Raw genomic sequence first — 22,665 nt, forward strand, 5'->3', positions numbered from 1 at the left:
CCTCCCTTATGACTCGTAGTACTTCCTATAGGCAACAATCGCTTCTAACAGCTCAACGACGACATTCAAGTCGTTTGCGTCCTCTACCTTTGATAAAAGTCCCTTGGACAGATTAAAGAAATTGTGATCTATCAATTTCCTACCTGCCGAATAAGCAAGTAAGGCTATCACTTTCTTAACTTTATAGGTTTTAAAACCACCCTGTTTCGCCTCGTACTGCAATGACCTTAATTGATGGAATATCTTCCTAAGTTGCGTAGTTTTGAAATCAATTGAGCAAGCTATAGCTTCTGCGATACCTGAAGGTCTTATGAACAAGTCCATATCGTTTGAATTTTGGACTTCATATATTTTAATATCTGCCCATGATTTTAAAGTTCCATCAACAATTGACTCGTAGCCATCGCTCTGCTCTTTTCTTAAATCTTTCAATTCATTCTTTATCCTTTGCAATGTTTCTTTATCCTTTGTTTTTCTCTGCTTATCTTGCAACTCTTTTATGCGTGGATATATTTCTTCCACTATTTGCTTTGCTTGTTTATACACTTCTTCGAGCTTACTATTTACCGCAACCTCACTCATATCACCTACCTCCTCTCGTTTTCATCAAAACCAGATAAAGAATAACATCAAGATTGCTTATGACTGCTTTCGCGCCAAGTTTTCCTCCCACACCATTTAATAACGTATCTATAAGCTCATTTCTGACACTTTCATCTTTAACATTCCTTCCGATATAGTAGTAAATTTTAGGATATATCCTCGGGTCTATCTTATAATCGCCGTCTTCCATGTGAACAAAGTCTTTATGAAGTTGTAAGAGCTTATAGTAAAGTCCTCTTGCGACCTTCCCGTTTTTTAGCCAGCTTACCATCTTATTAACTATTCCTCTTTCCTCCCATAAAGCTTTTATATTGATAAAGTCATTATTTTTACTATTGTCCTCCATGCACGCCCAAACTCCCTTCATTTGCTCAGAGTCATTTTCTGCGTTCCACAAGAGAGCTTTGTCAAAAATAGCTATCATATCTTTCTCTATCCTCTGGTTTTTAGCCGTTCCCTCAAGGTCTTCCGCAAATCTGGCAACAAGATGTATAGGTGTGTTATGTCTGCCTATATAAATACCTCCAGAGATTCCAAAGTCAGGATTTTCGCAGGTAAATCTTTTAAATTCTCCTCTAAGCCTTAAGGCGAATTCAACCGCAAGGTCATAAGGAGCTATTACAAACAGGTCATCACCTCCCGAATAAACTGTGTAAATCAGAGAGCCCACCTTCAACTTTGCGTTATCACCACCGTAAACCTTTTCTAATAGTTCCTTTCTTTCTTTTTCAGCGCTCGTCAGTTCTCTATCTTTTTCAATGTCCTTATACTCTTCCAACGCTCTTTTTACATATTCGGAAGACACCTCTTCGGCAAGTTTGTTTAGGTATCCTGCAAAAAATAGGTCAAGCATTCTGCTTAATGTTGCTATGCGAGATATGGTGTATATCTCCTCCGTTCCAAATTCGTTGAACCTTAGTCCATCACTCAGAATAAGTCCAAGATAATCAACGTCTGCACGGAAAAAGCCGAGTTTTTTGTCTCCTTCTGCGAACTCAGCTAAGAGTTCAAAGGGAAGGATATGACCACTCTTTAGCTCATCTTGAAACTCAGAAGATCTTAGTTCTTCCTTTTTTCTTTTCCATAACTCGTTGAACCAATTAGCTAACCCTTGGTCATTAACCCTAGGAGCAGAATGTCCTATAAATTTGAAACCATTTACAACCTTATCACTTTCAATTTCTAAATCTGTATTTTCAATGTTTAAAACCTCCGGTAGATCTTTCACCTTCGGAAGGTCTTTATCTTCCAGCAGATATACTTTCCCAAAATCGCCAAAGCTCATTACTTTCCTGTTTTCAACATCAATATTATCTTCACCGAAATCAAAAGCTATATACTTGACCTTTGGGAGAACCTCTCCCCACTTCTGTGAGTTATTGCACCATTCACAAAGTTTATCCTGCACAACGGGCAAACTCCTACATGAATTACAGATAGACTCCGCTTCCGTTTGGTCTCCTACAAATTCTCCATCCCATATTAACTTCCTGAATCTTCTTTTCTTTTTTCTGTCAAGCTCAAGCTGGAGCTGTTCAACCTTATCAAGGAAGGTTTCTTTTCCCTCTCTGTCTATATCCCTGAAAACCTCTCCGCGCATCTTAACAGTTGCTATTGAGAGACTCAGCTCTCCATGGAAGTCTTCAAAGAACCATTTGTTTACTTCCTTTTCTATTTCTTCAAGCTTTCTAAGGTTGTTTTTAGTATTTCCTACAAGCAGTTGAAACTTACCCCCTCCTATGAATAAAGCATTTGTAATCGGGTAATTAAGCTCTTTGAGGATATAACGAGCTATTACCTCCGGGAGCATGGTAAGGAAGAAAGAGCGTCCTCTTAGAGCCTTAGCTATTGAAAGTCTGGAGTCGCTCGCTTTGTGTATGTTGTAGATAAATTTCTGAATCCCTCCTATGTCCCCTTCAACTAAAAGGAAAACCTCTTCCTCATCTGTCTTTAGTTCACTTCCCACTTTTTTAGGTTTTATGTTTTCAACGTTCAAATCATCTGCTACAGCCCAATCATAAATGGAGAGGGCTATTGCAGACAGAACTCTTGAATGGTCAAAGAGGGAGATATCAGGATAATGTCTGCTTCCCGCTTCTGTATCATACGTAGATGCGGGCACGCACCATGTGTATTTGTATAGTAGATAGTAAATAGCGTTAAATAATTGCTCAAAGTTGTTCTTAATACTTTCCAATAACTCAAATTCCTTTAAAAAGTTCTCAAAGAGTTCTTTATAGTTTCCTTCATGGTCTTTGAAAGAATACTTTGCTTGGATAATTAAGTCCTGTCCTTGCCTTATAAAACCCCCTTTGAACACTATGGGAAAGATAGCTGTCCCTGCTTTAAGCTTGGTAAGGTCATAAAATCCAAAACTTTTGGTGATGTCCTTTCCGAGATCATCAGTCGTCTCTGGAGCATACTCTTCAAATATCTTTCTATCTTCCTTTGGAGCGAGAGATATTCTTTCGAAAACGGAATGTAAAAGGTTTATATGGCTCCTTAAACGAGCTTCCCTTTCCGAAGAAGAATACCAGTCCGCTATCTGACAAACGATACTTTCAAGTTCGTTAGTAGGCTTGTGATGCTTGGCACCCCAATTTATGAGCTTCAGTTTTTCCTCTTCTTGAATAATTCCTTTCTGCTGGAGCCACTCAAAGACTATAGTGGATAGGTAAGCATGCTCATACTTATAATCGTTTTCGTAAACCTCTTTACTTCTCTGGTTCAGTTTCTCATCAATGGACTCATCTCCAAACTTGTACCCATTATCCCTTGCCCTCTGCAAAAACTTTCCAATATCATGAAGCAACCCCCCGAGGGCTATAAGGAGTCTTTCTCTCACCCTGCCTTGCCTCCCCGTTCCATATTTTACTATTAACGCTCCGAAGTGCTAATTCCTGACAGGTACGTTCACTCCACCATGTAACCGAAGGTTCTTACGAGCTCAGGTCTCCTGCGCCAGTCGGGTTTGACCTTCACCCACAGTTCAAGGTACACCTTTCTCTGGGTTATGAGCTCCAGTTCCTCCCTCGCGAGCTTCCCTATCTGCTTAAGTCTCTGCCCCTTCTTACCTATTATTATGGGCTTGAGGTTCTCCCTATCCACCACTATCTCCGCCCTTATCACGAGCACGTTCGGGTCTGCATCCCCCGGCTTTATATCTGTTACTACCACGGCAACTGCCGTAGGAACCTCCTCCCTCGTAAGGAGCATGACCTTCTCCCTTATTATCTCCGCGGCGAGCAACCTGAGGGGTAAGTCTGTGAGCATATCCTCCGGAAAGAGAGGCTCTCCCTCGGGTAGATACTTGAGCAGAGTTTTTTCCAGCTCCTCTAAGTTAGCGCCCTTGAGGGCACTCGTGGGCACTATCTCTTTGAACTCCGGGTGTTTTTTGTGTATCTCCTCTATGAGTGGAAGAACGTTTTTGGCTGCTCCGAGCTTGTCTATCTTATTGACCACGAGTATGACAGGTTTCTGCTCAGCGTAGGGTTTCACATAGCTCTGGAAGACCTCCTCGTCCCTCTTTCTCCAGCCCTCCTCCGCGTCTATCATGAATAGGATCACGTCCGCATCTTCAAGGCTCTGCCTCGCCATCTGGAGCATGGACTTACCGAGAACGTCCGCACCCTTCGGCTGGTATATGCCCGGAGTGTCAAGAAAGATTATCTGAGCTTCCCCGGATATGTTCTTTACACCCAGAACTCTTATCCTCGTCGTCCCCGGCTTCGGCGTAACTATGGACACCTTCCTGCCGAGAATGTTGTTGAGAAGTGTGGACTTGCCCACGTTGGGCTTACCGACTATCGTCACGTAACCTACCTTCATAAAACCTTTGCCTCCTTTATGAAGCCCTCAACCTTCATTTTATCCTTAATACCCGGTTCCCTTTCAACGCCAGAGGACACATCAACGGCGAAGGGCTTGACGTAAGAGACCGCCTCCCTAACATTCTCGGGCTTCAGCCCCCCAGAAAGGAATAGCCTGAAACCTCTGTCCGCAACCGCGCGGGCTATGTCCCAGTTAAAGCTCTCACCAGTGCCCCCGTAAGCTTTCTTTGAATACGTATCAAGAAGCACGCCGAAGGCGTCTTTCCAGCCCTCATCTATCTCAGGTGTTTTCTCCTTAACCCTGAAAGCCTTTATCACCTTATCTATACCAACGTGGCGGGCAAACTCAAGGCTCTCCTCACCGTGAAGCTGGACGAGGTCAAAGCCCTCCTCAAGGGCAGAGATAACTTCATCAAGGGTTGGGTTCACGAAGACCGCCACCTTGGGGACTCCGCGGGCAGCCTCCAGTATAGCCTTCCTCTGCCCCGGTGGAACGAACCTAGGGCTCTTGGGGTAGAGTATGACCCCCACGTAGTCGGCTCCCCTGCCAACGGCGAACTCGGCGTCTTCGGGTCTCGTTATACCGCACACCTTGACCTTCACCATTCTGGGTAATCTAACACCTGTTGAGGGCTTTCTCAAGCATTCTGACCATGCCCTCATAGTGGGTTCCCTTCCAGAATAGGGCTCCGCATCTCGGACAGAGCGTAAAGTCGTAGGCTGTATCGTAAGCCTTCGGGGGAACTCTATCCTTAACCTCCTCCTTCTTCACGGGAAGGAGCTCACCACCGCAGTAAGCGCACCTGTTTAATGCAAGCTCCGGGCTCAGGTTGAAGTGTTTTACAACCATGCAGAGCTGAAGCTCCCAGTCGTGGCGGGGAACTATAAGATACCTCATGTCCACCCTCTTGAGGGTATCCTCCCACCTCTTGGAGGTAGTTATGAACACTCTGTCCTGGTTCTGGGCGAGCTCCTCCTTGTTTATCTCACCCTCAAGAACCTTGACGTCGTGCCCGAGAAACCTCAGCCACTTGGCGAGCTTTGCAAGGTTGCTCTCCAGCAAGAACTTCATGCTATTTTAAAGATAATGGTCAGAGACCACGGGAAGACAGCCCTCATTCACAGGGGTAGGGATATAAGCTACTCGGAGCTGATAGAGAGTATTGGTTCCTTCGCCAACCTCCTTGATACCCTGCCCGATGAGAGGGTTCTTATAATCTCCGAGAACCGACCAGAGTGGGTTTACACGCTCTACGCCACATGGAGGAGAGGCTCCATAGCCGTTCCAGTGGACTTCATGTCAACGCCTGAAGAGGTCGCCTACGTCATAGAGGATTCAAAACCGAAGGTAGCTCTCTGCTCTCAGCAGACCGAGGAAACTCTGAAGAAAGCCGTAGAGCTTGCTGGTGTGGAGCTTGAAGTCATAAACTACGACGAGGTAGCCCTGCCCAAGCCTTACGAGAAGGTCTTCCACAGGGAGATAGAGGACTTAGCTCTGCTGCTGTATACCTCCGGCACAACGGGAAAACCTAAGGGGGTCATGCTCACCTTCAGAAACATATTCTCCAACATAGAGGGCATAGCTGAGACGGGGATAGCCACGAGAGAGGATTCAACCCTGGCGATACTTCCCTTCCACCACTCCTATCCTCTCATGGTCACCGTACTCGTCCCCATACATATAGGCGCTACGGTGGTCTTCCTTGACAAGCTCACACCCGAGGACATAGTGGACAAGCTCAAGAGGTACAGGATATCCATAGTTGTTGGAGTTCCAAGGCTCTACACACTCTTTCACAAGAGGGTCATGGAAAGGATAGAGGCTAACCCCGTGGCCAAGCTTCTGTTCAAGTTGATGGAGTCTCTGGAAGTACAACCCCTCAGAAGGAAGGTTTTCTCAAAGGTTCACGAGGCTTTCGGAGGGAACGTAAAGTACTTCGTTAGCGGGGGTGCCAAGTTAGACCCGGAGGTTGCTAAGGACTTTACTACCCTCGGCTTCACAGTAATAGAGGGATATGGACTCACAGAGACCTCGCCCATAGTTACCTTCAACCCTCCAGACCGTATAAAGCTGGGTTCTGTGGGTCTGCCTATAAAGGGCGTCCAGGTCAGGCTCGCAAACGACGGTGAAGTCCTCGTGAAGGGTCCCAACGTCATGAAGGGCTACTGGAACAAACCAAAGGAGACGGAGGATGTGCTGAGGAACGGCTGGCTCTACACGGGAGACCTGGGAGAGTTTGACGAGGAAGGTTACCTCTACATAAAGGGCAGGAAGAAAGAGCTCATAGTTCTCGGCACGGGTAAGAACGTTCAGCCCGAGGAGATTGAAAACCTCTTTCTGCGCAGGACAGAGCTCATAAAGGAGGTGGGAGTCCTTGAGAGAGAAGGCAAGCTATACGCCCTCATATACCCAGACCTTGAAAAGGCTAAGGAGAGGAGGGTTGTCAACCTTGAAGAGACCCTGAAGTGGGAGGCTATAGACCCAGTGAACAGGGAACTTCCCGACTGGAAGAGGATCGTTGGCTTCAGACTATCGCCGGTTGAGCTTCCCAAGACGAGGCTGGGCAAACTCAAACGCTTCATGCTGCCCGAGCTCTACGAGAGGGCTTTAGAAAGACCAAAAGAGAAAGAAGACCTGAGCATCTTCAACACCCCCGAGGGCGATCTTATAAGGAACTACCTCTTCAGAGAGACCAGAAAGGAGGTTTTACCCTCCCACCACATAGAGCTTGATCTTGGACTTGACTCCCTGGGAAAGGTGGAGTTGCTGAGTTTCCTGGAGAACGCCTTCGGCGTGGTTATAACGGAGGAGGAGCTCTCCGAGCACAGCACCGTTAGGGAGCTCATAGAGCTGGTCAGGAGCAGAAAGGAACGTATAGAGACCAAGGAGACCAACTGGGAGGACATACTTAAGAGAACACCCTCCTACGAACTGCCCGATCACCCATTCCTGTTCAAAATCGGCAGGGCTGTTCTGAAAGCGTTCTTCAAGCTGTACAACAGGGTTGAGGTGGAGGGCACAGAGAACCTGCCCGAGCCTCCCTTCATATTGGCTCCCAACCACGCCAGTTACATGGACGCCTTCGTGCTCGCCTCCGTGCTCCCCGAGAGGGTAGCGAAGGACACCTACTTCTTAGGCGAGGAGACCTACTTCAGAAATCCCGTAGCGAGGCTCTTCGGAAGGTTAGCTCACGTCATAACGGTGGACATAAACAGAAACCTTAAGGAGTCCCTCCAGAAGGTAGCCCATGCCCTCAGGGAGGGAAAGGTGGTGGTCATATTCCCCGAGGGTGCACGAACGAGGGACGGCGGGCTCATGGAGTTCAAGAAGGGCGTTGCCATACTCAGCAAAGAGCTCAAGGTGCCCATAGTCCCCGTGGGGCTGATCGGGACTTACGAAGCCTGGTCTATATACGACAGGTTCCCCAAACCGGTAAAGGTCAGGGTCGTTATAGGAGAACCCCTACACCCGGAAGGAAAGAGCTACGAAGACATAACGAAAGAGCTGAGGGAAAGGGTTTCAGAGCTCGTCGGTGGAGCTGAAAAGTAGTTGCAGATGAAAATGAGACTAACTATATTATTTCGCAATGAGTGTCAATCTCAACGACATAAAGAGGGAGTTCACCAAGTTCCTAAAACGCAGGAACATGAAGATAACCCAGAGCAGGTTGAACCTCATAGACCTGATAGCGAGCTACGGCAAACACTTTGAGGTAGAGGAGCTCGTGAACTGGATAGCCACCCAGACCGACAGAAGCGTGTCCCGCTCAACCATATACAGGACTATAAAGCTATTGCAGGAGTTCGGGGTAATAAAGGAAGTCATAAAGCTGAGCAACAGAACCATATACGAGTTCGTGGCTGGAAAGGCTCATCACGACCATCTCGTCTGCGTTGAGTGCGGGAAGATAATAGAGTTCGTGAACGAGGACATAGAGAAGCTGCAGGACGAGGTCTGCGAGGAATACGACTTTCAACCTATGCATCACAGGCTTGAGATATTCGGAGTTTGCTCCGAGTGCAACAAGAGTGGAGTAACATAGATACATGCTTTACACGAGGCGCGTCCAGTTCTACGATACGGACGCACAGGGGATAGTTCACCACTCCAACTACTTCCGTTACTTTGAGGAGGCAAGGGGCGAACTCCTCAGGGGTATAGGACTACCGTACAGTTCCATAAGGGAAAGGGGCTACGAGGTTGTTCTTCTGGAAGCCTGCTGCAACTTCAAAAAACCCCTCTTCTACGACGAAGTCGTGGATATAGAGCTCCTCCTTGAAGGTGTGGACAGGTTCACCTTCAGCTTCGTATACAGGGTGAGCGTGGAGGGGGAGCTGAGGGCTGAGGGAAAGACTAAACACTGCATGGTCAAAGATGGAAAGATAGTCTCCATACCCCGGGAGGTAAGGGAGAAGCTCGCTTCGGAGACGAAGGTATGAGAGGTTATATTCTTACACTGCTCGCTATTCTGGAGGTATGTGTTATGGGTCTGGCGCTCGCTCAGGAGCTCTATATAAGAGACCTACCGAACGGGGCAAAGCTTATAGTGAAGCCGAGGGAAGATACGCCGGCGGTAGCGCTCCACGTGTGGTTCAGGGTAGGTTCCGTTTACGAAAATTACGAGGAGAAGGGTATGGCTCATTTTCTGGAGCACATGCTCTTTAACGGCTCGGAGAAGTACCCCTACGGCGAGGTGGACAGGATCGTTGAAAGTCTCGGGGGCAACATAAACGCCGGCACATCCAAGGACTTCACTTACTATCACATAGAGATAGCCGCACCCTACTGGAGAGAAGCCCTTGATGTTCTGTACCAGATAACCATGAAGGCTCTCCTTGACGAGAAGATGATAGAGAAGGAGAAGGAGATAGTTATTGAGGAGCTCAGGAGGGGAAAGGACAACCCCTCCACAGTCCTGTGGGAAACCTTTGAGAAGACAGCCTACAAGGTCTCACCTTACAGGTTCCCTGTCATAGGCTTTGAGAACACGATAAGAAAGTTCACTAGGGAGATGTTACTCAGGTTTTACAGGAACTTCTACCAGCCGAGGAACATGGCTGTCGTGATCGTGGGCAACGTTGACCCTAAGGAAGTTGAGGAGGAGGTGCTGAAGACCTTCGGCAGGGAGGAGGGAAGACCGGTTCCAAAGGTTCAGATACCTTCAGAGCCAGAGCAGCAGGGTGCAAGGTTTGAGAGGATTGAAGACCCACGGGTGCAGAAGGCTTACTGGATAATAGGCTGGTGGGCACCCTCCATAGGGAAAACGGACTACTACGGGCTCGTGGTTCTGGACGAGATCCTGGGGAGCGGAAGAACATCCGTCTTTTACAGAGAGCTCAGGGAGAAGGGGCTCGTTTACTCCTTCTTCACAGGAGACCTCGGGAGACCGAGGGACAACATGTACGTCATAAGCGTGACCTTTGAGCCGGACAGGTACGAGGAGGTCAAGGAGAGGGTTCTAAGCCTTATAAAGAAGGTTTACGAGGAACTGACGGATGAGCAGGTGGAGGCTGCGAAGAAAAAGATATTGAGCGCAAGGATATTTGAAGAGGAGAAGGTTGAGGGAGAAGCCTACGACATAGGCTACTCCTACACGGTAGTCCGCGACCTTGACTTTTACCGCTTCTTTGATAAGAATGTGAGCAAGGTTAGGAAGGTTGACGTTATGAGAGCTTACGAGAGATTCCTCAGTAAGGACAACTACGTTGAGGTTCTCATGATACCTGCCAAAAAGGAGGAGAAGTGAGATGAGGGTGAGAAAGCTCGTTCTTGCTCTGCTATTGGGTTCATCTCTTTTAATTACCTCCTGTGTTGAGCTTGCCCTCGTGGGTGCAGGTGTCGTCGCCGGAGGAGCCATAGGCTACTACGCCGGCAAAGAAGGTTACAAGGTGAAGGTTGAGAAGGAGAAGGAGTGATTAAGCTACTCTTAGCTGTTCTGATAGCGTCCGTATCCTTCGCTGGAGGTTTCAGGGTGGTTGAAAAGAGTCTGTCCAACGGGGTTAAACTTATAGTCAAAGAGACCAAGGGAAAGGGCATAGCCTCCTTAGTTGTTTTCTTCAGGGGAGGTCAGAACGGGGAGAAGTTGAAGGGTGAGACGCATCTACTCTTCACGCTCCTCCTCAAGGGATCGGAGAATTACCCTTCCTCCTATGAGGTATCCCTACCCTTTGAGAGCTACGGAGGTTACATATACACCTCCTCGGGTGATGACTTCTCTGAGCTGGGCTTTTCAACGAAGACTGACAACCTGGAGGAGGCTCTCGCAGTGGTCAGGGACGTGCTCAAGAGACCCCTCCTGAAGGAAGAAGACTTAGAAAGGGAAAAGGGGAATACGATAGTTGCTATCCGCTCCAAGCGGGAAATGGGCATGGAGTTCGCCATGGAACACCTCAGGAGGCTTACCTACAGAGGGACTCCCTACGAGACCACACCCCTCGGAACGGAAGAAGACGTTTCATCTATAACCAGAGAGAACCTGCTCCGCAGGTTGGAAGAGATAAGGAAGGGAGGTAACATCGTTGTCTCTTTCGTTGGAGACGTGCCAGCAGGTAGAGCCCTTAAGCTCCTGGAGGAAACCTTCGGTGATATAGAACCGGGTGCCCTTGACATTGAGGAGAGAGAGTTCCCCATAGAAGAGGAGAAGGTGCTCAGGGTCAAGAGGGAAGGCACACAGGCTACGATACTCTGTGCCTTCAACGCACCTAAGAAGGGAACCAAAGACTACTACACCTTCAAGGTTCTCGCGAGTGCCCTCGGGGACGGCATGACCTCAAAGCTCTTCGTTGAGCTCAGGGAGAAAAAAGGCTACGCTTACGCAACCTATGCCTTTTACCCCACGAGACACTCCGCACCCCGTCTCTTCGCTTACATAGGCACCTCTCCCCAGAAGAAAGAAAACGCCCTCAGAGACCTGATAGCCATAGTGAAAGAACCTGGACTTACAGAGGAAGAGGTAGAGATAGCCAAGAACAAGATAGTGGGAGACTTCCTCCTTGACCACCAGACGAGGATAAGGCAGGCTTGGTATCTGGGCTTCTACGAGGTTATGGGGCTTGGCTGGAGAACCGATGAGGAGTACCCAGATAGGATAAAGGCTGTCTCCCTTAAGGAAGTGGAGGACGCTATTCCGGTATACATAGACAAATATCACTGCGTTGTGGTTGAACCCTGATTAAAATATCCTTCATGGAAGCTGTAATAGGTGTAGTAACGGTTTCGGATAGAGCGAGCAGGGGAGAGTACGAGGACATAAGCGGAAAGGCTATCATAGATTACCTCAAGGAGGTTATAAAGACCCCCTTCAGGGTTGAGTACAGGGTGGTGCCCGACGAGAGGGAACTCATAGAGAAGACCTTTAGGGAGCTCGCAGACGAGCTGAAGTGTAGCCTTATACTCACCACAGGAGGAACGGGACCCGCACCCAGGGACGTAACACCGGAGGCTACGGAGTCCGTCTGTGAAAAGATGCTGCCGGGCTTTGGAGAGCTCATGAGGAAGGTCTCCCTTGAACAGGTACCCACAGCCATACTCTCAAGGCAGACGGCAGGCATCAGGGGCAGCTGCCTGATAGTGAATCTTCCCGGAAAGCCCCAGTCCATAAGGCTCTGCCTGAACGCCGTGTTTCCCGCCATACCCTACTGCATAGACCTTATAGGAGGAGCCTTCATAGATACCCACGAGGACAAGGTGAAGTCCTTCAGACCGGGAAGCAGGTAGGCTCTATTTGTAGCCGAACTCGCCGCTCAGGTCGGAATACACCCTTATCCACCGTGGCATGAACCTCTCGGGCTCAAGGACGGGGAAGTCCACCTCCTCAAACCCCCTGTCTCCGCCACAGAACCTTGATCCCACAGCCCTAAACTTAATAAAGACGGGAACGCCCCCTATGCTCTTCTTCACATCGTAGTCCTCCACGCTCTCCCTCAGCTCAGCCTTAAACCTCTTCGCTATAAGACAGCTGAACTTCAGGGTGGGATAGAGCACTATCGCCTTACCCTCCTTTCTCGCCCTCTCAAGGAGGACTCCATCGATCTCTACCTCCGGTGCCCTGACAGCGCTATCCACAGCCATGGCTCACCCCCTCTCCGTAATCTCACGTCCGCTAAGCTTTCTGTAAAAGGCTTCAAGAAGCATAGCCCCCGCTACCACCCCAAGTATAGTGTAAAAAGAGGCTCTGTTGCTGCCCCACTGATAAAACATTATCGTCGCAAGAACCGCAAGGATTACCATGAGGCTGAAAATTATCAGGAGCCTGTTTCCGCCCGTGAGGTCTGCAAGCCTGTAATGGGATAGGAGAACGAATACGTAAATTACCAGAAAGACTGTGCTGATGATGTTCGCTATACCGCTGAGGTCAAAGAGAAGAGCGAAGGTAAAGCTTAGCGCTGCTGTGATGTAGAGTCCCTCCGGAGCTCTGAACCAGACCTTTCTCTCAAATATGTCGGGTAGCTTCCCCTCCTTGGCTAGAGCGTAGGAGACGTTGGCACCGCCGTAAAGGGTGGCGTTTATAGCCGAGGCTGTAGAGAACAAAGCTCCAAGAGAGACGAGCACGAAGCCAGAGCTCCCGAGAAATGGTCTCGCCGCCTCAGCAAGGGCATACTCCTTAGCCGCTATGAGCCCGTCTGCACCCAGATTGCCCAGAGCGGTGAGGGAAACGGAGATATATATGAAGGCTACCACAGCGAGGCTCAGGTATATAGCCCTTGGAACATTCCTCTCAGGGTCTTCTATGTTTTCAGAGGCGTTCGTTATGAGTCCGAACCCCATGTAGGTTAAAAAGAGCACCGTTGATGCGTATACCGTGCTCTTTACAGCTTCGGGCTCAAGCAAGGGTGTCACATATTCAGGGTTTACACTCCATACACCCAGCAGGACGAAGACCAGGAGTATTGAAACCTTTACCATAACTATCCAGAACTCTGCTCTCCCCACAGCCTTTGAACCGAAGAAGTTTAGTGCTGTAAAGAAGGAGATAACACCCAACTCCACAAGGGAAAGTATTACACCGGTTATATCAGCCCCGATCAGGGCTAAGAAGTATCCTCCGAAGGCTTTCACAAACAGGGATAGAGAGACCACATAGCTGAACCACAAAAGTACGGCGAGGCTCCCGGTCAGGACGTTGTCCCCCATACCCCTCACCACGAACTCTATAGGTCCCGCATTTGAGACGAAGGTTGAGCTCAGCTTAGCGTACGAGTAGGCTATCAGGTAGGCTAAGAGAGCCGCCAAGAAGAAGGCGAGGGGGAAGTTCCTACCGCATATCTGCGCTCCTACGCCGAGGATTGAAAATATACCCGCCCCTATCATAGTCCCCACGCCTATGGAGGTAGCTTCCAGGAGCCCGAGCTTTCTCATCTCTGTCTATCATAGTAAAATTCTCCCCATGAGGTTGATAGCGGCTAACTGGAAGATGCACAAGACCGTGAGCGAAACAGAAGAGTACATCAGGGCTTTTCTAAGGCTCGTTGAACACCCGGAGAGCAGAGAGATCCTTATCTGTCCTCCCTTCACATCGCTGTACGTTGCGGGAAAGCTCCTTGAGGGCAGCGGGGTCAAACTGGGTGCCCAGAACTGCCACCACGAAGAGAAGGGCGCCTTCACAGGGGAGGTATCCATACCCATGCTCAAGGAGGTGGGGTGCGAGTATGTGATAGTGGGGCACTCCGAGAGAAGGCACCTATTCTGTGAGGACGACGAGCTCATAAACAGAAAGCTCGTTGCCTGCCTTGAGGAAGGTATAAGACCTATCCTCTGTGTGGGAGAGAAGCTGGAGGACAGAGAGGCGGGTATGACCTTCAAGGTGATAGAAACGCAGATAAAGCTTGCCCTCTCCGGTATTGAAAAGTACACAGACAGCTTAGACATAGCCTACGAGCCCGTGTGGGCTATAGGAACCGGTGTCCTTGCGACGCCTGAAGACGCTGTTAGCGTTCATAGGTTCATAAAGGAACTTCTGAAGAAGTTAAACCCAGAGAACGGAGGAAAGACGAGGATCCTCTACGGTGGAAGCGTGAAGCCCACGAACGCTGGGGAGTTCATGAAGCACTCCGAGGTAGAGGGCTTCCTCGTAGGGGGCGCCAGCTTAGAGCCTGAAACCTTTGCGAAGATCGTATACTCCTTTTAATAGGTAGGGTACCAAGAGGGAGTAAGCTATCAGGGCGTAGCCCGGGGACAGGTTCGCTTTGTCCGCCAGGAGCTTCGGGCTGACAGCCACCATCCACCCAACGACGAGGTGCACGAGGAAGGACAGCATGCCAGCCCTTAAGCTTCTGTACCTGAACAGGTCTCTGAGCAGAGGCAGTAAAACGACCAACGGAAGCATGGACATGCCTCCCCTGTACAGGACTTCCGATATGTATCGGTCGGTGTCCAGACCGAGCTTGCCACCCTTAAGATACAGATTTATGAGTGATGAGGACTTGACGTGCTGTATCTTCTCCGCAAAGAGACCTATCTCCGATATACCTATCTCGGCGCTCAGGGAAAACTCCTTCAACTCACGTACGAAGTAGCCCTCTCCGAAATTATAGGCTGAGCCCCTATCCACGTATATAACGTTCCCGCTCCACCTCCCGCTCTTACCTTCCACAACCTCCTTCACCTTACCCTCCGAGGACACCCTCAACATGAAAAGCCCGGCGAACTTTCCGCTCGTCACGTCAAGGCTCCCTATGTAAACGTAGTACTTTCCGAAGCTCGTCTTCTTAACGAACCAGAGCCTCTCCACGAGGCGACCTATCTCCTGCTTCTTCTTGTAAGTTTTTTCTATATACCACACCCTCTTGAAGAGACCTGGCAGGAAGCTCTCGTTCAAAAACAGAAAGAGGGAGGATAGAACCAGAGTGAAGCCCACGAAAACCGCTGAGAACCTCAGGGGCGATATGCCGAAACTCTGGACGGTGAAGTCAACCCCCTTGGAGAAGAACCTCCTGAACAGAACTATCAGGGCTATGTTGACGAGAAGAGAGGAGAGTATATAAAAGCCAAGGGGTATGAGGTAGAGGGTATACTTCAACCCCACCTCCAAGTTCGTCTCCTTAAAACCGAGGAGGAAGTCGGTCAGGCTGTAAAGAACGATGAGTCCTACGGACACGAAGCTGATCGCCGAAAACACCTTCAGGAAGTTGAGAAGCAGGTATCTGTCAAAGATATTCATGTGGTATATAATTTTAAGACTCAGGAGAGGTGGCCGAGCGGCCTAAGGCGGCGCCCTGCTAAGGCGTTGGGCGGGTCCTCCCGCTCCGAGGGTTCGAATCCCTCCCTCTCCGCCATAAAAGGAGGCAGAAATGAACCTTACCATATATTTGATAACCGACGACAAGTACTTCAAAGGAAGGGAGTTCCTGCCCACCGTTGAGGAAGCTCTCAAAGGAGGCGTTACCGCCGTCCAGTACAGGTTCAAGAATAAGAACACCAAAGAGATGTACGAGGAACTTCTCAAGCTGAGAGAGCTCACTAAGAAGTACGGGGCTGACCTCGTGGTGAACGACAGGGCTGACCTCGCACTTGCCGTGGAAGCCGACGGTGTCCACGTTGGGAAGGAAGACCTGCCTCCGGAGGCAGTAAGGAAGGTTGTGGGTGACAAGCTCTACATAGGCTACACCGCAAATAGTCTGGAGGAGCTCAGAAAAGCCCAGAACTTACCCGTGGATTACATAGGGTTCGGTTCCATATACCCGACCACTACGAAAGAGAGCTACGAGCTCGTCGGAGTTGAAGCCCTCAGAGAGGCTGTGCGTATATCCGAAAAGCCCATAGTCTGCATAGGAGGAATAATGCCCTACAGGGTGGAGGAGGTTGTAAAGGCTGGGTGCAGGAACTTGGCCATATCCGCCGGTATACTTGGCTTTGAGGACGTTAAAAAGGCGGCGGAAGAGATCCAGAGAGCTTACAAGAATACCCTGAAGCAGCTTATGCTTCTGGGTCGGATATAGAGGAGGGAAGGACATGCCCCTGAAAGCTGGAGATAAAGCGCCGGACTTCAGTTTGAAGGTCTGTCCCGAGGGAAGCCTGAGCACAGCTTCCATGGAAGGTTACAGGCTCCTGGTGTTCTATAAGGTGAGCTGTCCCACCTGCCAGCTGACGCTCCCCTTTATAGAAAAGCTTTACAAGTATTACGGGGATGCTGTTAGCTTTGTGGGAGTTTCTCAGGACAACTGTGCCGACACGCTGAACTTCATGAGGGAGTATGGCTTGTCCTTTACCCAGGTGAGCGATGACCCCGAGTACAGGGTCTCTATAGAGTACGACGTGCAGGTCGTACCTACCCTTTACCTGATAGACCCTTCGGGTGAAGTGTCCTTCGTGGAGGAGTCCTTTGTAAGGAGCTCCCTTGAGAGTCTGAACGAGGAACTCTCCCGGATAGCGGGCAGGGAGGTCAACCCACTCTTTGAAGATGTAAGTGTGCCGCCCTTCAAGGCTGGCTGAGGTTCCAAGAGCAGGCGTTAGGTTAACGCCTCAGGCTATATAACTCAGGTCAAGTTTGTCCCCGTACCTGTACAGGAGGAGCTCTTTAAGGTCTGGGTGCCCGTCAAGGCGGGGGTCTTCCTCAAGGAGTGATTGGGCGTCTTCCCTCGCGTTCTGCAGCACAGCCCTGTCGTGAGACCTGGCAAGGTTGGCAACGTTGAATCCGAAGTATCCAGACTGGGATACACCGAGCAGCTCTCCGGGACCTCTCAGCTTCATGTCCATCTCAGCCACCTCAAAGCCGTCGTTGGTTCTCACGAGAACTTTGAGCCTCTTAAGGGCGTCAATGTCGCCCCTCTTAAGGTCGTCTGGAACCACGAGGTAGCAGTAGGAGGGTCTATCAGACCTGCCTACCCTGCCCCTCAACTGGTGCAATTGGGAAAGACCGAACCTGTGGGCGTCCTCAATCACCATGAGGGTAGCCTCCGGCACGTCTATACCAACCTCTATAACGGTCGTTGACACGAGAACGTCACCTTCCTCCTTGAACCTCTCCATAACCTCCTGTTTCTCGCCGTCGCTCATCCTGCCGTGCAACAGGAGAACGTTTCTATCCGGAAGGAGGCTCTTCCACTTCTCGTACTCTTCGGTGGCAGCCTTAAGCTCAACCCTGTCAGACTCCTCTATCAGGGGGTATATTACGTAAACCTTGTTGCCTAAAGATAGCTCTCTGTTTATAGCCTGTAGGAGCTTGTCCCTTTCGCTTTCGTAGAGAAGTAAGGTTCTTACCTCTTTCCTGCCCGGCGGTAGCTCGTCTATCACTGATATGTCAAGGTCTCCATAAACTGAAAGGGCGAGCGTCCTCGGTATGGGTGTGGCACTCATTACGAGACAGTGAGGGTATAGACCCCCTCCCTTTTCAAGGAGAAGTTTCCTTTGCATGACCCCGAATCTGTGCTGTTCGTCTATTACCACGAGACCCAGCCTGTTGAACTCAAGCCTCTCCTGTATGAGGGCATGGGTTCCCACAACCACCTTAATGTTCCCTTCCTTTATGTGCCTGTAAGCGCTCTTCTTCTGAGAAGGCGTCAGGCTACCCGTGAGCAACCCAACCTCCACGCCTTCCTTCTCAAAGAACTCCTTAAACTTCCTGTAGTGCTGGTGGGCGAGTATCTCGGTGGGCACCATCACAGCCACCTGATAGCCCTTCTTAACCGCAGCGAGGGCAGCCCCTATAGCTACGACCGTCTTTCCGCTCCCCACGTCCCCCTGTAGGAGCCTGTTCATGGGGTGTTCTCTCCCCATGTCTGTAAGTATCTCCCTCAGAACCCTGAGCTGTGCGCCGGTAAGTTTGAAGCTCAGCTTACTCTGAAACTCTGCTATGAACCTGTCCACAGGAACCTCTATCTTCGGGGAGTTCTCAAGCTCCGTCTCCTTCTTCTTAAGCAGCAGGGACAGCTGGAACAGGAAGAGGTCATCGTATATAGCCCTCCTGTGGTAAGGATCCGAAAAGCTATTCAGACTCTTAAGGTCAACTCCCTTTGGTATGTGCAGTAGCTCAACGGTCTCGTCCACCTCAGGGAAGCCGTACTTCCTCCTCAGGGACTCAGGGAGGTACTCGGGAAGGTAGGGTGCCGTCTTCTGCACGGTCTTCCTCAGGGCATTCCTTATCCTGTTCTGTCTGGTCTTTGAGGATATGCTCGTGACCTCCCCCTTCGTCCTCACATAATATATTGGAAATATCTCCCCGTACTCTCCCGCCTTGAGGAGCTCGGGATGGACTATGTACTTCTCCCTGTTGAAGGACTTTAGCTTTCCCTGAACCACAACGTCGCTTCCCTTCCTGTAGAGGGCGAAGACGAAGTCGTTCTTCTTGAACCTGAACTTGAGCTTTACCTCGTCGTTGCCGTCTGTGCACACGACCTCAACGGTGTACCTGCCATCGTTTACCCTCCTAACCTCCTTAACCCTGAGCTTCAGAACCACCTTCTCACCGACCTTGGCGAGCCTCAGGAAGAGAGAGGTCGTCTGTCCTCGTACCTGAGCGGAAAGAAGAGAGGGCATCTATCAGGTGGATATGCCGAGCGCCTTCAGACCTTTACTCTTGCTCTCTAAAACTTAAGCTTGTCCACGGCAGGAGAAAGTCCTTTAGCTCTCTCTGACCTCCCTTCGTCCTCTTTGGTTCGGTTTCAGAGCTCTCAAGAAATCTTTCAGTCAAGGAGGAGAGCTTCCGCTTCTCAAAGGGCATCCTGTCAAAGAGCTGGAGGTTCTCAAGAACGTAGGGTGGTGCGTTATCTTTGAGCTGATTGTAGAGGTAAAGCCCTATCCCGAACCCACGCCTGAGCTTAAGCCCGTTGTTGCTCAGGAGACCTTCTATGAACTCCAAGAGCTTTCTTCTGTTTTCCATTTCAGAAATCAAACTTCCTTATAAACCTTAATTTTATCTCCGAGGTGTTGTCTGCAAATATCCGTCCGTAGAAGTAAGTTCCGCCGTGGAGCTTTATACTACCGCCGTAGTAGGTAGCCCTCGGGTCTTTAAGGGTGCTCTGCTGGTATTCTATGGAGAGGGCTTTGGCTATCTTCTTCTTTATGTTCACGTTTATGCCTATCTCCCCCTGAGTGCCTGTCTGGGTTGAGAGGGTGATGTCAACGCCCAAGAGGCTCGCGAGACCGCTCCTGACGTTGCCTATGTATCCCAGCTGCTTGAAGAGGGTTTTTGCCACCGGTATGAGCCCCTCGGCGGTGCTCCCTATGACGAGCTTGGTCAGTATCTCCTGGGTGCTCCTCGGCGGTTCAGACCACACAACGAGTTGAGGGTCTTCCAGCTCCCCCCTCAGGTTTATGAATATGCTCATGTCCTCGGAGGGGTTTACGAGGGATATGTCTATCCTCTTTTCCTCAAGCTCTTTCTCCTTCAGGACGTCCACCGTTCCTCCTCTGACGAAGAAACGCCTGCCGAAGTAGGTGAGCTCCCCGGAAAGGAACTCAACGCTGACTGCATACTCCGGGTCTTTCGCACTCCCACCTACCCAGCCCCTGACCTTGACGTAAACGTACCCCTCAGGTAGTGTAAGCCTTATAGGTTTTAGGGTGTCAAACCTGACGTCAAGCTCCACCTCAACGGTAGCATCCTTTCCTGGCTCCCTTCTTTTTCCACCTCCTCCGGGAGGTTTAATCACCTCAACTTCACCGGAGAGAAGCATGTCCAGGCTGAGGGAGACCTTGGACAGATCGGACACGTTCACCCATCCCTCAGAGCTAACATCAACCTTAAGGGAAAAATTTTGGGTTCTGTAAGCCACCGGGAGGTCCCTTGAAACCACGTAGACGTAGTAATTCCTCAGGTCGTTGGAGCCCACGTTTGCAGACATTCCGGATTCACCCCTCCAGAGGGTCAGGAAGGCTGAGAGGCTTCTGCCGAGAGCCCTGAGCTCAATCCAGGCGTCCATCGGATAGGCAAAGTACCGGGAGAAGGTTACGACCCTCCCTTCGTTCTTCAGGTTCAGAGACAGGTCTCCCCCTCTGTAAGACAGGTCGTAAGTCAGGAGACCTCCCGCCTTGCCGCCCACGGGCGTGGCTATGAAGAAGGACAGGGAGTCCAGGTTCACCTTACCCTCAGAATGCAAACTCAGCCCGCCCTCCCTATCGTAGAGGAGCTCCGTATTTCCTATAAGAGCACCTGAAGAGGTGAAGGAGAGGCTCACAGAGCCCTCTTTAATGCTGAAAGTTCCCTCTTTCTGTCTCACGGACACCACCGGTCTGCCGAGTATGAGGAGTGAAGCGTCCCCGAACTCTATACTCCCGCCCTCCAGGTTACCTCTCACCTTGAGCCCACCGAACTTAAACTCCGAAACCCTATACCTGTAGAGGAAAGGAGAGAGCGTGAGTTCGTAGTCTTCCTTAAAGTACCGAGCTTGCAGCTCGGTCTTTACAACCTCACCACCAAAGGAGGTGTCAAGGTCTGCCTTAAGGAAGCCTTTATCAGGGTTGCCTTCAAAGATATAGTCCGCGTTCAGGAGTTTGTGCCTTACCCTTCCTGAAGACCTCACAAGCGTATCCTTAAAACTCACGGAGTAAGAACCTTTGAGCCAGTCATCAACGCCGTAACTCCCCTTCACGCCCTCGGAGTCCAACCTCCCTGTCAGGGAAAAGACGTTGTTAAAGACCCTCTCCCCAAGGGTAATCCCTCTGGAGTTCAGGATAAAACTGCCCTCAAGACCTCCTCGTCTGGAGAGCCTTAAAGCGCCCTTGAAGGGCACGATCATGGCATCCTTCCTCAGGGAAGCATCCTTAAGGTTCAAAGCCACCGTGAAGCTATTCCCACTGGAGGCGAACTCAAGGCTTCCCTCCCTAAGGGTGACCTCGTAACCTTTAAGCTCCCTTCTAAACTCCCTGAACTCCGTTATTGACAGGAGACTACCTCCCAAGGTTCCCTTCAGGGTTCCCTTCAGCCCATCGCTTCCGTACTCAAGGGATATAGCCTTTCCCAGAAGAGAGAGCCTGTAACCCAGTTTTCCCAGGAACAGGTCTCTGTAGAAGACGTCTTCAAGTTCACCATGACCTCTTACGGCAAGCTCCTCCTCACGGGCTACGCTCCCCTCGTAGGAGACGAAGGCTGAGAGTCCTCCCTGAACCAGGAGGAAGTCTTTCAGAGATACGAGGCTCCTGAAACTCCCCCCTTTCAGGCTACCGCTGAGGTGGATCTCCGCAGGGTTCCAGAGGGCGAGCTCAAAGCTACCCTCACCGAGCCCGTAGTTGTACTTCAAGGCGAGGTCTGTCCTGTTCAAACCCAACTGCTCCACCCCGGCGCCCTCAGATGAGGCGAAGAGGAGCAAACTCCTCCTGTCCATATCAAGCTCAAGGCTGCCCCCAACCCATGTAAAGAAAAAAGGTTCTATTCCGAGGAGTTCCGAATCCACGGGGAAACGTTTAACTTTAAGTCTCAAAACCCTCTTCGGTAGTAGCTCAAGGCTGTAATCCCCCTCAAGAACAGGACTTCCAAGGCTACCCCTCAGGGTGAGACCGCCTCCTACCTCAAGCTCCAGAAGTCCCGAGGCTTTTAAGTCCGAAAAAGTCTTTCTGCCCTTGAGCTCAAGCCTCTCCATCTTAGCCTTCAACCTGACCTCAAGTCGCCTGTAGTCTGCCCTTCCACTACCCTTCACCCTGACCGGGGAAAGGCGCACGCTTGGAAAGTCAAGCTCTCTGAGCCTGCCGTCTATATCAAAAACAGCCGTCGGTCTGCCCTCCTTTAGAAACCCCTTAAGATACAGCTCAAAGAGCTCAGAGGACACTCTCAGGGATTCAACCCTTATAGACTGTTCAAGGAGCTCAACCCGTTCTACGTCAACCTTGAGAGATAGCCCGTCCGCGTCCACGGTCAGATGTCCCTTCAGGAGACGTTCTTTCAGGGACAGGTCTTCAGCAAGGACATTAACGTTTTTGGCACCCACGTAGGTGAAGAGAAATCTGCCCACGTCAAGTTCCACGTCCTTCAGAAACTCTGGTATCAGAAAGGCTGGCGGACTGCCCCCTTTAGTTTTTTTCCTGACAACTTCCGATTCAACGAGGATAGCACTCCCCTCACCGATGGATAGGTAGGGCTTATCCCTAACCTCAAAGGATAGGTTTGAGAGGTTTATGAAGAAGTACCTGCCCTTTGAGGGCAGGTAAAGATAGAAGAGTTTTACTTTAAGGTGAAGCGGTTTAAAGCCAAAGCTGAGTCCCTCAAGGTCGTAATGGATACGCCTGGAGACCATGTAGGGCTTGAGAATGAGAAAGTAAAGGGAGAGCAAGAGGAGAAGGAGTAAAGCGACATAGCGCATA

At 50.2% G+C, this 22,665-nt stretch carries 21 protein-coding genes and 1 tRNA gene; 11 read left to right on the forward strand and 11 right to left on the reverse strand.

Translation table 11 applies throughout. The features are described from left to right. Positions 1-6 precede the first annotated feature (6 nt). The 5 genes from csm2 to HG1285_RS14545 form a co-directional block, all read right to left on the reverse strand. The gene (gene csm2 / locus HG1285_RS14565) at positions 7-582 is read right to left on the reverse strand and encodes a type III-A CRISPR-associated protein Csm2 (RefSeq protein WP_008286321.1); all 576 of its coding nucleotides are present in this window, start codon (positions 580-582) and stop codon (positions 7-9) included. Position 583: 1 nt separating this feature from the next. After that, positions 584-3,448 (reverse strand): type III-A CRISPR-associated protein Cas10/Csm1, encoded by a 2,865-nt coding sequence (gene cas10, locus HG1285_RS14560; RefSeq protein WP_008286322.1) that lies wholly within the window; start codon positions 3,446-3,448, stop codon positions 584-586. 68 nt (positions 3,449-3,516) lie between these two features. Then, on the reverse strand, positions 3,517-4,431 hold the full coding sequence (gene era / locus HG1285_RS14555) for a GTPase Era (protein WP_008286323.1): 915 nt from the start codon (positions 4,429-4,431) through the stop codon (positions 3,517-3,519). Then, positions 4,428-5,039: a phosphoribosylanthranilate isomerase gene (locus HG1285_RS14550; protein WP_008286324.1), complete on the reverse strand. Its 612-nt coding sequence runs from the start codon at positions 5,037-5,039 to the stop codon at positions 4,428-4,430. The genes era and HG1285_RS14550 overlap by 4 nt, the downstream gene beginning before the upstream one ends. Before the next feature lie 10 nt (positions 5,040-5,049). Beyond that, a complete protein-coding gene (locus HG1285_RS14545) occupies positions 5,050-5,505 on the reverse strand; it encodes a Mut7-C RNAse domain-containing protein (protein ID WP_032496335.1) in 456 nt (151 codons plus the stop codon). A 15-nt stretch (positions 5,506-5,520) separates the two neighbouring features. Between HG1285_RS14545 and HG1285_RS14540 the strand changes: the two genes are divergently transcribed. From HG1285_RS14540 to mog, 7 genes are read left to right on the forward strand one after another with little or no spacing between them, the layout of a single operon-like run. Next, positions 5,521-7,983 carry an AMP-binding protein gene (locus HG1285_RS14540; protein WP_008286326.1) on the forward strand — a complete coding sequence of 821 codons (2,463 nt, stop codon included), beginning with the start codon at positions 5,521-5,523 and terminating at the stop codon, positions 7,981-7,983. A 37-nt stretch (positions 7,984-8,020) separates the two neighbouring features. After that, complete coding sequence (locus tag HG1285_RS14535; RefSeq protein WP_008286327.1) at positions 8,021-8,476, forward strand: Fur family transcriptional regulator; 456 nt, start codon at positions 8,021-8,023, stop codon at positions 8,474-8,476. A 4-nt stretch (positions 8,477-8,480) separates the two neighbouring features. Then, positions 8,481-8,873 (forward strand): thioesterase family protein, encoded by a 393-nt coding sequence (locus tag HG1285_RS14530; protein WP_008286328.1) that lies wholly within the window; start codon positions 8,481-8,483, stop codon positions 8,871-8,873. Then, complete coding sequence (locus HG1285_RS14525; protein ID WP_198005419.1) at positions 8,870-10,180, forward strand: pitrilysin family protein; 1,311 nt, start codon at positions 8,870-8,872, stop codon at positions 10,178-10,180. The genes HG1285_RS14530 and HG1285_RS14525 overlap by 4 nt, the downstream gene beginning before the upstream one ends. A 1-nt stretch (position 10,181) precedes the next feature. Beyond that, the gene (locus HG1285_RS19385) at positions 10,182-10,349 is read left to right on the forward strand and encodes a hypothetical protein (RefSeq protein WP_008286330.1); all 168 of its coding nucleotides are present in this window, start codon (positions 10,182-10,184) and stop codon (positions 10,347-10,349) included. After that, a complete protein-coding gene (locus HG1285_RS14520; RefSeq protein ID WP_008286331.1) occupies positions 10,346-11,605 on the forward strand; it encodes a pitrilysin family protein in 1,260 nt (419 codons plus the stop codon). Before HG1285_RS19385 ends, HG1285_RS14520 begins: the two co-directional genes overlap by 4 nt. A 14-nt stretch (positions 11,606-11,619) precedes the next feature. Beyond that, the gene (gene mog, locus HG1285_RS14515; RefSeq protein ID WP_008286332.1) at positions 11,620-12,150 is read left to right on the forward strand and encodes a molybdopterin adenylyltransferase; all 531 of its coding nucleotides are present in this window, start codon (positions 11,620-11,622) and stop codon (positions 12,148-12,150) included. Between the two features lie 3 nt (positions 12,151-12,153). Here the strand turns inward: mog and HG1285_RS14510 are convergent, their stop codons facing one another. Together HG1285_RS14510 and HG1285_RS14505 are read right to left on the reverse strand one after the other, a co-directional pair. Next, on the reverse strand, positions 12,154-12,504 hold the full coding sequence (locus tag HG1285_RS14510; RefSeq protein WP_008286333.1) for a hypothetical protein: 351 nt from the start codon (positions 12,502-12,504) through the stop codon (positions 12,154-12,156). Between the two features lie 3 nt (positions 12,505-12,507). Continuing rightward, complete coding sequence (locus HG1285_RS14505) at positions 12,508-13,791, reverse strand: APC family permease (RefSeq protein WP_008286334.1); 1,284 nt, start codon at positions 13,789-13,791, stop codon at positions 12,508-12,510. 28 nt (positions 13,792-13,819) lie between these two features. Between HG1285_RS14505 and tpiA the strand changes: the two genes are divergently transcribed. Continuing rightward, a complete protein-coding gene (gene tpiA / locus HG1285_RS14500) occupies positions 13,820-14,560 on the forward strand; it encodes a triose-phosphate isomerase (RefSeq protein WP_032496336.1) in 741 nt (246 codons plus the stop codon). On the opposite strand, the gene HG1285_RS14495 is transcribed toward tpiA, so the two are convergent. Further along, complete coding sequence (locus tag HG1285_RS14495; RefSeq protein ID WP_008286336.1) at positions 14,519-15,592, reverse strand: LptF/LptG family permease; 1,074 nt, start codon at positions 15,590-15,592, stop codon at positions 14,519-14,521. The two genes, tpiA and HG1285_RS14495, sit on opposite strands and share 42 nt — an antisense overlap. A gap of 23 nt (positions 15,593-15,615) precedes the next feature. Between HG1285_RS14495 and HG1285_RS14490 the strand changes: the two genes are divergently transcribed. From HG1285_RS14490 to HG1285_RS14480, 3 genes are all read left to right on the forward strand, one after another. Next, positions 15,616-15,707: transfer RNA gene (locus HG1285_RS14490), tRNA-Ser, on the forward strand. 15 nt (positions 15,708-15,722) lie between these two features. Further along, positions 15,723-16,370, forward strand: a complete 648-nt coding sequence (thiE, locus tag HG1285_RS14485; protein ID WP_008286338.1) for a thiamine phosphate synthase — start codon at positions 15,723-15,725, stop codon at positions 16,368-16,370. A gap of 13 nt (positions 16,371-16,383) precedes the next feature. Continuing rightward, a complete protein-coding gene (locus HG1285_RS14480; protein ID WP_008286339.1) occupies positions 16,384-16,863 on the forward strand; it encodes a TlpA disulfide reductase family protein in 480 nt (159 codons plus the stop codon). Between the two features lie 30 nt (positions 16,864-16,893). Here the strand turns inward: HG1285_RS14480 and recG are convergent, their stop codons facing one another. The 3 genes from recG to HG1285_RS14470 are packed head-to-tail and all read right to left on the reverse strand — an operon-like array spanning position 16,894 to position 22,664. Continuing rightward, complete coding sequence (gene recG / locus HG1285_RS18085; protein WP_008286340.1) at positions 16,894-18,906, reverse strand: ATP-dependent DNA helicase RecG; 2,013 nt, start codon at positions 18,904-18,906, stop codon at positions 16,894-16,896. A 34-nt stretch (positions 18,907-18,940) separates the two neighbouring features. Beyond that, on the reverse strand, positions 18,941-19,249 hold the full coding sequence (locus HG1285_RS20195; RefSeq protein ID WP_008286341.1) for a hypothetical protein: 309 nt from the start codon (positions 19,247-19,249) through the stop codon (positions 18,941-18,943). A 1-nt stretch (position 19,250) separates the two neighbouring features. After that, the gene (locus tag HG1285_RS14470) at positions 19,251-22,664 is read right to left on the reverse strand and encodes a translocation/assembly module TamB domain-containing protein (protein ID WP_008286343.1); all 3,414 of its coding nucleotides are present in this window, start codon (positions 22,662-22,664) and stop codon (positions 19,251-19,253) included. Position 22,665: the final 1 nt, after the last annotated feature.

The organism is Hydrogenivirga sp. 128-5-R1-1, assembly GCF_000171895.1.